7 protein-coding genes are annotated in these 12494 nt (G+C 56.8%); all 7 read right to left on the reverse strand.

Translation table 11 applies throughout. The annotated features are described in order from the left end of the window. Positions 1-14 precede the first annotated feature (14 nt). The gene (locus KIK84_RS10295; protein WP_214123008.1) at positions 15-446 is read right to left on the reverse strand and encodes a YbaN family protein; all 432 of its coding nucleotides are present in this window, start codon (positions 444-446) and stop codon (positions 15-17) included. Positions 447-466: 20 nt separating this feature from the next. Then, entirely contained in the window at positions 467-1057 is a 591-nt protein-coding gene (locus tag KIK84_RS10300) for a biliverdin-producing heme oxygenase (RefSeq protein ID WP_214123009.1), read from the reverse strand. 157 nt (positions 1058-1214) lie between these two features. After that, the gene (locus KIK84_RS10305; protein ID WP_214123010.1) at positions 1215-3425 is read right to left on the reverse strand and encodes an HlyD family efflux transporter periplasmic adaptor subunit; all 2211 of its coding nucleotides are present in this window, start codon (positions 3423-3425) and stop codon (positions 1215-1217) included. 3 nt (positions 3426-3428) lie between these two features. Beyond that, entirely contained in the window at positions 3429-4784 is a 1356-nt protein-coding gene (locus KIK84_RS10310) for an efflux RND transporter periplasmic adaptor subunit (RefSeq protein ID WP_214123011.1), read from the reverse strand. Positions 4785-4801: 17 nt separating this feature from the next. Next, a complete protein-coding gene (locus tag KIK84_RS10315; RefSeq protein ID WP_214123012.1) occupies positions 4802-5650 on the reverse strand; it encodes an efflux RND transporter periplasmic adaptor subunit in 849 nt (282 codons plus the stop codon). A 28-nt stretch (positions 5651-5678) separates the two neighbouring features. Continuing rightward, the gene (locus KIK84_RS10320) at positions 5679-7484 is read right to left on the reverse strand and encodes a TolC family protein (RefSeq protein ID WP_214123013.1); all 1806 of its coding nucleotides are present in this window, start codon (positions 7482-7484) and stop codon (positions 5679-5681) included. Beyond that, positions 7481-12463: a beta strand repeat-containing protein gene (locus tag KIK84_RS10325; protein WP_214123014.1), complete on the reverse strand. Its 4983-nt coding sequence runs from the start codon at positions 12461-12463 to the stop codon at positions 7481-7483. The genes KIK84_RS10320 and KIK84_RS10325 overlap by 4 nt, the downstream gene beginning before the upstream one ends. Between the last annotated feature and the right edge of the window lie 31 nt (positions 12464-12494).

Here is a 12494-nt window from a genome sequence, read left to right on the forward strand (position 1 = left end):
ACTGCTAGCTGCACTCAGTCAGACACAGCGCTAGTAGGCTCGGGGCGTCGCCACATCCACACTGCGCCAGCTGTCATGCACAGACCTGCCAGCACCACCAACCAACGGTGAGGCACCCACACAGCCATCAGCACAAAGCAGGCACTCATCATCAACGATGCGCTGAGCTTTGTTGTGCGTGCGATCAATTTGCCACTGTGCCAGTTGCGAATCATGGGGCCAAACACGCGATGCTGGCACAGCCATGCATGAAACCGCGGTGAGCTCTTGCTGGCTGCATAAGCAGACAAGAGCACAAACTCCGTTGTTGGCAATCCGGGAATCAGAATGGCGACCAATCCAATGGCCAAGCTCACCCACGCCAAAATCATCCACGCAATGCGCCAGCGTGTGGCCAGCACTGGCGCGGCCTCCATGTTCGGATTCAACGATGCCTTAGCGTCCATACAAAGTCCCGTGCCAGTCTTCAGCCCAAGTGAAAGTGCCGTTGCAGCAAATCACCAAAGCGGTCATAAGCGGCATTGGCCCCGGCAACAACGGCGTCATGCATATCCGGGGTGATAGTGTCACTGTCGAGATACGCCACAAAACGACGCCACACCACTGCGCGCCCCTCTGGATATGCAGCCAGATTGCGGGCACCGAAATCAGCAGAAAGCCCCAACTTGGCCTGCGCTTCTTTGAACAAGAAAGCGGCACCCAATGTAGAACCTTCGGACACATACAGCCAGCCCAATGCGGCCGGCATACTGACTTGCGCACTGGCAATAGCCTCTTGTGGCACAGGGGCGGCCAAATCGGTCAAATCATCGCGGGATGCTTGCTGACGACCGCGGCTATCCAAATCGGGCACCGCAGCGCGCACTGCAGGATCGGCAAAGAGGTGCTCAATATCGCGCTGAAAAACATACTGTGCAGCCACAAAGCTCGCGTAGGCTGCACGGCTGGAGAAGGGTTGCCCACGCTCCATCAAGCGGTGCATACGCTCGTGCTGCGCATGGGTCTCTTCTTTCAGGCGGGAAGACAAGCTGGCAATCGCCGTTGCAACATCGGTCATAGATGGTTTTCTTTCTCGTAAAAAATCACACAAAACACACACCCCCGACAGGAGGCCCAGCTGGGTTTTTATAGGAGCCGCCTCGGCCTGTCACGTTAAGTTCACTTCATATTCCAAGCATGCCGCTATGCTTTGGCACACCCGCAAAGGCAAGGGATCAAAACCCGCTTTCTCGCACCAGCACTGCAGCAGCGCGAGACCACAGCCGTACCAAGAAACTGCTGGCTGAACCATCGATAACGACCGTTCCGCGCAACACCTGTAGCCGTGGCAAAGCATGGTCCGCATCGGGCACTAAATGCACGCGATAAATGGCTTGCTCTGGCAGCCATGCCCGCCCATCCAAAGTCATTTCACCGGGCAATACAGGCGTTTGTGTGGCGGCAATCGCACCGCCATTGGGCGAAGCCAGTTCAGGGCTACTGGTGAGGCGTCGCGTGGCCGTGGCTGCAATCTCATGCACGCGCACAGGCATAGCCCCTACGCCGGTATCCTCAGCAAGAAAAATAGCCTTAGCCCCAAGGCTTAAACGCCCCAACTCCGCTTCCGCCACATACCCTTCCACCAGTACGGTCTGGGGCGCTGCCAGTGTGCCCAACCACTCGCCTGCAGGAACCCACTCACCGACGCTCAAAGGCTCCACCATGTCGGCCACCACGCCATCAAAAGGCGCTTGAATATGGAGTTGCTCCTTTTGTCGCTGCAATACAGCGTAGCGGGCTTGCGCCGCTTGCAACTCACTTTGCGCCACAGTCGCACTGGCTGCAGTGTGTGCCCGCAGGATAGAAAACGCACTTTTCCATTGCAACAATCGGATGTTTTGCTCCAAAGCCAGCAACTCATAGTCCAACGCAGGGGCCTCCAGAACCAGCAGACTGTCGCCTGCGCGAACGGCTTGGCCGGGCTGGATGGCAATGCGCGCAATGCGTGCACCCGCTGGGGCCATTAACTGCACTTGCTGCGCAGAGCGCATGAGCGCTGGCGCATCAATCCGTGTAGGCCACGGAATCAGCGCCAACACCACCCCACCGAATAACAAGCCCAACACCCAGCGGCTGCGCACAGTCCACGCTGCCGATCCCGTCTGTTTCAAATGGACAAACCAGACGCGCAACTCGGTATAGATGGGGCGGAGAACGAAAACCACGATCTCAACAGCGAAAAGCACAATGCCCAATACCTTGAATGCGACGTGGTAGACCAGCACGGCGATCCCCAGAAAAAGGAAGAAGCGATAAATCCACACGCACAAGGCATAGGCAATCAACGCACGCTCTCGCCACGGGGCGAAGTGCTCGGGCTTTGGCTTGCCAAAATCGAACAGCCATTCCCGCAAGCGCCACCGCCCCAGTGCGAATGCGCGTTGCTGCAAATTGGGAACATTGAGCGCATCAGAGAGCAAAAAATAGCCATCAAAACGCATGAAGGGATTCAGGTTTACTGCCAATGTGAGGAGCACCGTCGTCGTAGCCAACATGAAGGCTGCGCTGCGCAACATGCCATCGGGCAAAAAGCTCCATGCCAACACGGCCCACGCTGCGATACAGATCTCGGTCAACATGCCTGCAGCACCAATAGATAGTCGCGCGCGACGCCGCTGCAAACGCCATGCTCCAGAGGTATCGGTATACAAAACGGGCCACATCACCATGAAAGCCACCCCCATGGTGGCAACGCGGCATCCATGGTGACGCGCCGCGTAAGCGTGCCCCAACTCATGCAAAACCTTGGTGGCGCCCAAGGTCAACCCAGCCAGCATGGCCCCCTCTAGCGTGAAGAAATGCAAGAAGGTATGCCAAAAAGCATCCCACTGCCGGGCCACCAACCACAGACCCAGCCCCCCGACTCCCGCTGTGAGCCAAGCGAACTGGCGGTTAATGACAATACGCCTCACCCATGGCAAGGTAGCGCGCAAAAACGCATCGGGACGCACCAACGGAATGCGAAAAAACAAGTAGTGGTGCAAGACCCACTTCAGCCAATGCGTGCTGCGCTGGGCGCGGGCTATTTGTGCATACTGCTGCTGAACCTGTGGCCCACGCTCTTGGGTCAAATGGTTGGCCTGCAAAAAGCGAGCAAACTCCGTGACCTCCTGTGCCGACACATCCAAGGTGGTTTCTTGGCTGATAGCCTGCGCGATGCGCTGTGCGTCGCCCCAATCCCAGCGGGCCAGCATTTCTGCCTCTACCCATCCGATTTGAAAGAACAGGTTTCTACCCGGGTCTTCCAGCGTCCAGCCCGGAGCCCCATCGTGCTGGCGAGGCGCTTCGTGCAACAACAATTCTTCACGCAAAGCAGGCCATGCTGGCGCTTTGGTATCCGATGCAGGCTGCACACTGCCCTGCCCCATGATGCTCAGTCCATCCATGCACTAAAACCCCAACCACACACGTGCATGGGCCAAGGGGCGACGCAGCAAATAGGCCAGCAGCACAGTGCGATGACCATACAACTTGGCAGTCCCTTTGAGACCCAAACGCGCTGTGTCTCCAGCAGCAAAACGTGCACGCACGCGGTAGGCCAGCGTCCCATCGGATGTGGGGCTTGCGCGATAGCCTACGCGCAGCAAAGTAGCCGCCAATGGCGTTGCTGGCGCCGTATTCAAAAACATGCGCAAGGAGGCATCCTGCGGCAAGTCAATAGCGTCGGCCACCGGGAGCAACACTTCCAGCTCTATCTCCTGGGGGTCAGCAATTTGCATGATGCGCTCCCCCAAGGCTACGGGGCGACCAATCCAATCGCCCGCTTCATCCAGAACCACCGTCCCCGCTCGCTCAGCGCGCACTTGCGAGCGCTCCAACGACTGACTCAAATGATCCACCTCCATAAACGCTTGGTCGCGCCGACCTTGCAGCAAGGCCACGGAGGCTTTGCTGCGCTCATCGAACAAGGCCTGTTGCTGCCCTTGGCGCAACTCCGCCTCGGCCACTGCCAGCCCCTGGCGTGCGGTTTCAAGCCGCCCCTCAAGCTCACGCGCATCGAGCACGACCAGCAAGTCCCCCGCTTTGACAACTTGATTGGGAGTGACGGCAATGCGGTCTACCACGCCCGGCAAGGGTGCTCGAACCGCCACGGGATTGCGTGCCACCACCTCGGCTGGTGCTAGCACCGACTGACGCACCGGCAGGCATAAAAGCAGCAAAACCACCACCGCAGCGATGCACTGAAAGCGGCGTGTACGGCCATAGTGACGCACATAGGCCACAGCGCCAGCAAATGACCAAGGCGCACGGGGCTTGCGCAGTGCGCCCCAAGCATGGGCGCACGCATCGGCAAACAACTCCAACAGGTGCAGCTGTCCCCGAAGTCCTGCTGAACCCTCCCCTTGCTGCCACGGCTCCTCACGCAATAGCAACAGACCTGCCCCCACCGAAGGCAGTGGCACCCACCACGCATGGGCTGGTAAATGCTCGGCCCACATACCTGCGTCATCAGCCTCGGCAGGAATAGGAAATTCGCCTGCAATGCTGGTACTGGCAGCATGCTGGGCCAGCAAATTTGCCAGCCACACATTGAAGGGGGCATGGGCGTCGGGCACCGCCAAACCAGACAGTGCCACGATGCGCCCCCCCCCAGACTGGGCCTGCCACAAGACGGCCTGACGGTAAGGCACCAAGGCATACGCATCGTTGACCAGAAAAAAGGTCAATTCATCCTCACTGGCGCACGCGCGCGCACGCTGCTCCAGTTGCAGCAAAACCGCTAGCAACGCTTGCGGCGAAGACACAGGTACAGCCCCCCCTGTCATGGTTTGCTAGCAGATCGGGGGGAGACGGCGGCAGGCGGGCTAATGCGCACCACGCCACTCATGCCAGGCAGCAAAGCACCGTTATCGCGGCTGCCACGCTCATTTACCAAGCGTCCAATCACCTTGACCGACTGGCTCACAGGGTCCACCGTGCCTGCGATGCGAATCACTGTGGCGGTGTAGGTCTGACCTGTTTCTTCTACACCAACCTGCATGGGGTAACCTGGCTTGAGCCATTGCAACCAACGCGATGGCACGATGGTCTGCACCTCAAACGCGCTGTCGTCGTAGATGCTCATCAGCTCCTTGCCCTCTGCCACATGCTCGGCAGCACGGACATAGGTTTCCCCCACTCGCCCGGAAAACGGTGCGGACACCACACAGCGTCGTGACATGGCTCGCTCCACGCCACTTTCTGCTTGGGCTACGGCAACGGCCGCACGCGCCTGCTCTACATCGGCTTTGCTGATGGAGGCCAACTTGTCCAATTGCTCAGCCACTTCCATTTTTTTGCGTGCAGCCAACTCGGCTTGGGTGGCTCGGTCTTGCCGTGCCTTGTGCAGCGTGCAGTCAAACGACACCAAGGTATCCCCTTGGCGAAAGCGCTGCCCCTCGCGCAATGGCAAAGCACTGACCTTGCCAGCCAGCTCACTGGCAACTACTGCTTGTCGAATGGCGACCAACTGGGCTCGCACCCCCTCAGAAGCCGGAGCTGCCAGGGCGGCGGAAGGCGTGGTCTGCACCGTGGCCGATGCGGATGCTGCCGCAAAGGCCTGTGTACCCGCTACGCCCACAAGCGCCAGGCTACCCACCATGCCTACCAGCATCCGGCAGAGCACTACCATGCCGTTATGCATCGGCTTGCACACTGGCTTACTGCACATGAGCATCACTCCCGGCCAGCGACCCCAACGAGTCCCATGCACTGCCACTCACAGTACGCCATACAGGTGCGGTTGAACCACTCGATACCGTTGGGGCTACGGGTTGTGCAGATGCCGCAGGAAGAGACGCAGCAGGCAGCGCAGATGGCGCGGCGATCGCACCGGTCTTGACAGCTGTTGTAACGGGCACCACTTCGCTCTTGGCGGCGGGTAGCGACTGGGCAGCCAATGCCAGCGCCACCGGTTGCAACTGCGGCACACTGAGCTCGCCGCGCTCAATCTGCCGATTGGTTTGGGCAATTTCCTTGGCCAGCCCTGCCACGCTTTGGTCAGCTACTTGGTCAGGCAATGCATCGATACCCGCCGCTTGGTAGACCGTGCTTTGAGCATTGAGCAGATCGGCATACGCCATGTCTCGTGCGCGGGTGGAGAGCAAAGTTTCTACGCGGGCCCGCACCAGTTCCAGTGGTGTTTCCGACTGGCTTTTGGCTGCGTTTTCCACTTGCTCACGGATGCCGTCTTGCAGGTGACTCAACTCATTTGACCGAACAAACAGCGCCAGCGCACGCTCGCGCTCCAGCCAAGCCACATTCACCTGTGTCAGTACCGTCATGCGCAGCGCTTGGCGGCGCAGATCGGCCACTTGTTCACGCGTCTTGCCGCTCTTTTCAATGCCAGACCAAGAAAGCACATTGAGCAAATTCCAGCTCACTTGCATGCCTGCATCGGCCCAGTTTTGGTTACTCAGGTATTTGTTGCTGTCATAGTTCAATCCACCGAACAATGAAGCATTGGGCAGCAAGCGCAGTAAAGACATGCGTGTTTCCAGCGCGGCATTGCGCCCCATATAGCCTTCCTCCCGCAGCTCGGCACGGCGCACCATGGCCAACGCTTCCAAGTCAGTACGGGCATAGGCCAGCGTAGGCACCACCAGCGCATCGTCAGGCATACTGGCCAGCTCAAACTCGGTATTGGGGGCCACGTTCATCAAACTGGCTAAACGCGAGCGTGCCAAAGCCAAATCGGCATCCAAAGTTTCCAACTGACGTACCATGCCCAACAAGTCACGCTGGTAGCGCAATGCAGTCAAGGGCGGGACGAGGCGGCGCTGCGCTGTTTGGCGTGCAAAATCCAAACTCTGGCGCGTGTCTGTCAGTGTTTTTTCAACCTGCCCTTTCAAGCGCTGCGCAGTCACAGCGCTCCAGTACGCAATGCGGGTTTGCCGAACGATATCGGCTACCACGCGGCGGCGGCGCTCCTCTGCTGCCAAAGCCTTGTTACCCTGCGCTTTGGCGCCGAAATAGCTCAAGCCAAAATCCAGCACATTCCACGACATCTGCAAATCAGCATTGTGTCCAGAGCGCTCTTGGCTAGTTGTGGGGTCTTGCGACACCCGGCCAGTGCTCAATGTTTCGCTGACGGATGCATTGTCATTGCTGCGGGTACGCAGTCCAGCGCGCGCCGCCAGCTTGGGCAACATGCCTTGGTTCTGCACATTCACCAAGTTGTCTTCCAGCGCGCTCTCCATCAAGGCCAAGCGCTGCTGCAAGTTGTATTTGATGGCGCGGGCAATGGCCTCATCCAGGGTCACAGGTGCGGTAATAGGCTCTTGCGCACCAAACATCGCTTGGCGATCGGTTTGGTCTTGCTGGAGCAAGTCTTGCGCTGTGAATGCGGTTGGCGGCGTCACAGAACACCCAGTCAAAACCGCCGCAGCAACAAAGCTCAATGTCAAGCGTGACGGGATACGCGCAACGGTGCGCGAAGAGAAAAAGAACGATGGCATGCTATTCATTCGCTGTCTGTAGTAACGGTCTCTTTGGCTTCGACCTTGGTCTCGGTTGTCAACTGGGCCAGCAATGCTTGCGCTTTGGCAAAGAGATCACGCGAGGTTTTCTCACGCAGCGCAGCACTGAGGTCGGGTTTGGATGTAGGAGCCACTTCGCCACTTGGCTCCTGCGTCGAAGCATTGGTCTGCTCGCCTAATTCGATGGCACTGCTCTCTGTGCTCAGTTCTTGGGCACGGGCATTCATGGCATCCAACATGCTCCAAATCCCTTGCGCGGTATTGGGGGGGAAGTCAGATCTCGCATCCACATGCTGCGGTGTTAGCTGATTTTGTAGAGCACGATCCGCCATCAGCTCTACCGTAGTAGTAGTCGCTTTGCTAGTGCTCGGCTTTATGACCTCTACGGCTGCGTTGCCCCCAGCTTGTTCATTGATAGCAACGAACCACACAGGGGCTGACGGTATGGGATTGACCGTTGAATTCCCCTCCTGCAAAGTCTTACTCCCATCTCCAGGCGTAGTGGCTACAGGTGATGGAGTGGGCGTGGGGCTAGGGTCAGCACTGCTGGCCGTTCGCACACTCAAAGTCAGGCTGCGCTCTACGCTGGCACCCGAAGGATCGGTCACCGTAATCGTCAGCTGAATATCCCCGGCCTCCGAAGGCGTTCCCGAGATGGTGTGTGTCGTCGCATCAAAGCTCATCCCTGCAGGCAAGCCCTCCACACGCCAGGTCAACTTATCGCCGTTGCTATCGCTAAATAGTGTTTCTGGCAATTCAGCGCTGTAGCCTTGTCCGACCGTAGCAGCAGCCAAAGAATGGTCACCATCCCCAACTGTTGGCGCATGGTTGGCAACCACAGCCACCTTGGCTATAGCTACAGTGCTGCTGGCTACACCGTCATTGAGCGTCACACTGATGAATCGCACCCCCAACGTGCTGGATGTTGTGGAATAAGTGATTTGACTCAATATGGCATTGGCCTGCGCCTTGGTCACAGCGCCAGTGAAACTCAGGGTGGCCACGCCATTACTCTGCTCCAAGGTCGCTATCGTCTGGCCATTGGACTGAATGGCATTGCCATCCAAGGTATATCCATTGGCTGCAACAAAACCGAATACATCTTCTGCTGCCCCAGCAAAACGCACTGTCGCACCGGTGTAGTTGTTGGCAGCATCCAACTCCGCATCGCTCAGTGAGAAAGTCGATGCCAACTTCACGGCTTCACCACCCGACACATAGCTGGGATCAGCCACCTGAGGGGCAGTCAATACCTCTAAACCGTTACCCACGACGACGACACCACCATCTGCAGAAACGGCAATTTGCCCCGCTCCAGTCAAGCCACTTTGCGTCGAAATCAGCTCCAAAGTTGCTGTGGAGTAATAAGCCAAGGAGCCATCGGTCAATGTGACAAAAAGAGCCTTGCCATCGGTTGATAGCGCGATATCTTGAACCGTTTTGGTGCCAGCGATAGTGCCCACATGCTTCAAAGCCTTGGTACTTGCATCGAACTGGAAAGACACTACTTGTTGTGCATGGTTGGTAACGACCGTATTGCCAAACCAATCCGTCGTACTGCTGCTTCCATTGCCGATGAAAATAGTGTTTCCATCAGCACTGACTGCGATGTGCTTCACGTTGCTAAAGCTGACCGTTTTCCCCGTTGCGTCGGTACTTCCTGAACGCACGAATGTCAGCAAAGTCAGCGAGCCATCCGAACCACGCTGGTACACGATGACAGCGGCCCCATTGGTCGCATTGGTGGCAATAAAAACGTAGTCGCCCCGCACCACGATTTCTTGGGCTGCCCATAAGTAGGGCGCACTGGTCATGGAGCCGTTCAAAGTGCTGACATACGTCAGTGCACCAGTCTCGGTATTGCGGCTTACCGTGACCAAGGCTGTGCCGGTTGCTGCATAAAGATTTTTTCCATCTTCCGAGACAGAAATAGCACTGATGCCAGACAAGGCTCCCTTATCGGTGTTGTAGACACTCACGACGAGAGCAACATATGCAAGGCTGCCATCGGTGTTGACGCTGTACTGGCCAATGGCATTGCCATTGCTACGCAAGGCATAGAGACTTTTCCCATCCGATGACAGCACCATTTGCTTGATGCCAGTGAGGCCACTCACCGCCTTCTGTGTGCTGACATAAGTCAACTTGCCCGTGCTGGTATCGCGGCTAAACACAGCAATGGCACCATTGGTGTCTGCCAGGTAAACATGCGATCCATCACTCGAAAAGGTGCTGGAAGACAAGGTACCCAACCCTGCAATGTTTTTGAACTGCTCCAAGTAAGTCAAGTCCCCTAAGGACAATGTCGGATCCACAGCGACACTGGGGGTGTCGTTGACTGCCGTAATCACTATCGCGCTATCGAGCGCAGTCGAAGCCACGCCCAATTGATCGGCCAAAACGATGCTCACGGCTACGCTGCTTGAAGGCGCATCACTGCTGTTGGCATAGGTGATTTGTCGCAACGCATTTTGTACGTCTGCCGTGGTGGGAATGGTTCCGTTGGCGTCCGTAAAACGGATGGTCATTACCCCGCCAGAATTGCTGACCGTAGCAATCGTCACGCCATTTTTTTGCAATACGCCGTTCGTCAGTGTCAGGCCGTTACCACTGGTGAAGCCTAGGGTGTCAGAAGCGCTTTTTCCACTGCCTAAGGTAACCGTGAGAACTGCGCCGTCATAGTTTCCTTGTCCGCCATTGAAAGTGTCCATCTGCGCATCAGATACCGTGGCACTGGGTACTATCGACACAGGACTGCCTTGCTCTGTGTAAGAAGTATTCGTTCCCCCCCCTACGCTAGGTGCGGTATTGCTCACAGTGGCCGCCGCCAACGTCACGGATGTGGACAGCGCCACCACGGCATTGCCTGTGGAACTGTCGTCTGTCAACTCGGTAACACTCACACTGATAGTGCGCGATCCACTCAAGCTTTTAGACGTATTGCCATACGTCAAACTATCAATGACCTTGGCAGCATCACTGGCACTGGAGTTGAGGTAGAGCGTGACAATGGTTTTGCCATTCTTCACATCGACCCTGTACACCACCCCCGTTCCCGTTTCTTGGGTACCACTGGTGGCTTTGTCCAATACGATTTTTCCGCTGCCCACGCCGAGCACATCACCTGCATTTGCAGCATCCAAGGTAATAACGACTTGCCACACCGTTTGCCCTGACTCCACGGTGTCGATAACCGTGTTTTCAAACAGCTTGACGCGCTCACCACCGACCGAGTAAGTGGGCGATTGACCATCGGCCGTGATGGTGGGCGCATCGTTCACGTCCACCAAAGTGATGCTGGTTTCCTTTTGGGAGCTATTGCCCTGCCCGTCATCCAACTGCAGCGTAAAGGTCGCCGTACTGCCATTCTTGGTCGGGTCATCACTGGTGTTGGTGAAAGCAATCCGCTGCAACACCTTTTGGGCAACCGCTTTGCTGACCGAGCCGGTAAAAGTTACCGTGTAAGAAGACCCAGACTGGCTCACCGTGGCGATGTCTTGGCCATTGAGTTGGATCACCCCATTGGCGATCGTCAAGCCATCGCCTGCGGTAAAGCTAAAAACGTCGTGCGTGCTGTCTTTGCCAGTATCCGTGCGAGAAACCGTAATACTGGCACCCTTGTAGTCACCCGCTCCGCCATTGAGGGCATCCAAAACAGAGTCGCTAATCGTGCCATCGGGCAATACGGGCACAGCGTCGCCACCTTCGGTGTAAGTCGATGTGGCCGACTTCAAATTCAATACCAACAAGCCTTCTGTGAACATAAAGCTTCCCGATACGTACAACTGCGTTCCATCTGCGCTGAGCGTGGCTCCACGCAAGGCGGTGAAGGTCTTGCCATCAGCACTCTCCACTGTTGTGCTCAGGGTGAGCGTCCCATCGTCTGCACTCTTGTAGATGGTGATAGCTTTTTCGCTGATCACAAACACAGCAGCCCCATCATCCGAGACAATGACCTGCTTGGCAGCTGCCGTTAACTGCGTGCTCGACAAGGCGCTGAGCACCCCATCCGTCCCCACCGAGAAGGTATACAGGCGGTTGCTGGAGCCATCATTTTCTGCGACGTACAGCGTCTTACCATCGGCAGAGACCGTCAAGGCCGAGGCGTAATAAGCATCTGCTGTGACGGAGCCTTTCACATCTGCGAGGTGTGTCAGACCACCATCGCTGCCTACTTTGTAGGCACTGACCAAGGTACTTCCGCCGGAGGTTCCCACGTACAAATACTGCCCATCGGAGGAAAGTGACATCGCATTGAACTGGGCATCTGCCCCCGTTGCCGTGAATACACTTTTCTGTGTCCACGTATCCCCGCTGCGTTCAAAAATTAGCAAACTGGAACCCGATGTCACATACGCGAAATTACCCTGGGTTACTACATCGGCAATAGAGCCACCGTTGCTAAGCAAATCCGCCCCCAGCACCCCCAGCGATGTCAGCTCGCCACTGTCTGTGGCCACTTTGAAGAGCGCTACCCCTTTGCTGCCTGTGACATAGACCGTGCTTCCATCACTGGACACACTGACCTGCGCAGCATCCGCCAAGGAATCTGCACTGGCCGTGCTTATGCTCGTGAGCAACTCCAGCGAACCATCGCTGTTGCGCTCGAAAACATAGAGCGTGCTGACTGACTCATCTTTGGATGTTTCTGAGTTCCACTCAGTGGTTGTCCGCACTGCAAATACACGATTGCCAACGCTGGCAACATCGGTAATTCCCTCGTACGGACTGGGCCAATCATCAGAAGAGATAAGGCTTGCAAAATCCAACGCACCCGTTTTAGAGCCGATCTCCGCTGTCTTGTCTGCCGAGGTGCTTGCAACTTTGCTATCCAGCTGGTCTTGTGTATCGGTATCCACTTGCGACGCAATGTCCGTTGCCGTAAGGAGTGCAGCAGCATCCAAAAGAATGCGAGGCTCCAGAGCCAATACACGCTGAGAACGCAGTACGAAGGGGCTTTTTTTCATAGCAGTCTTTCAATACAAGGGGCCATTTACA

The sequence above is a fragment of the Curvibacter sp. CHRR-16 genome (genome assembly GCF_018474005.1).
Lineage (GTDB): Bacteria > Pseudomonadota > Gammaproteobacteria > Burkholderiales > Burkholderiaceae_C > Allorhodoferax.

What these genes read in the sequence shown, in the direction of transcription:
- KIK84_RS10295 (WP_214123008.1), bottom strand. Translation starts at nt 446, where the DNA reads ATGGACGCTAAGGCATCGTTGAATCCGAACATGGAGGCCGCGCCAGTG.
- KIK84_RS10300 (WP_214123009.1), bottom strand. Translation starts at nt 1,057, where the DNA reads ATGACCGATGTTGCAACGGCGATTGCCAGCTTGTCTTCCCGCCTGAAA.
- KIK84_RS10305 (WP_214123010.1), bottom strand. Translation starts at nt 3,425, where the DNA reads ATGGATGGACTGAGCATCATGGGGCAGGGCAGTGTGCAGCCTGCATCG.
- KIK84_RS10315 (WP_214123012.1), bottom strand. Translation starts at nt 5,650, where the DNA reads ATGGTAGTGCTCTGCCGGATGCTGGTAGGCATGGTGGGTAGCCTGGCG.
- KIK84_RS10320 (WP_214123013.1), bottom strand. Translation starts at nt 7,484, where the DNA reads ATGAATAGCATGCCATCGTTCTTTTTCTCTTCGCGCACCGTTGCGCGT.
- KIK84_RS10325 (WP_214123014.1), bottom strand. Translation starts at nt 12,463, where the DNA reads ATGAAAAAAAGCCCCTTCGTACTGCGTTCTCAGCGTGTATTGGCTCTG.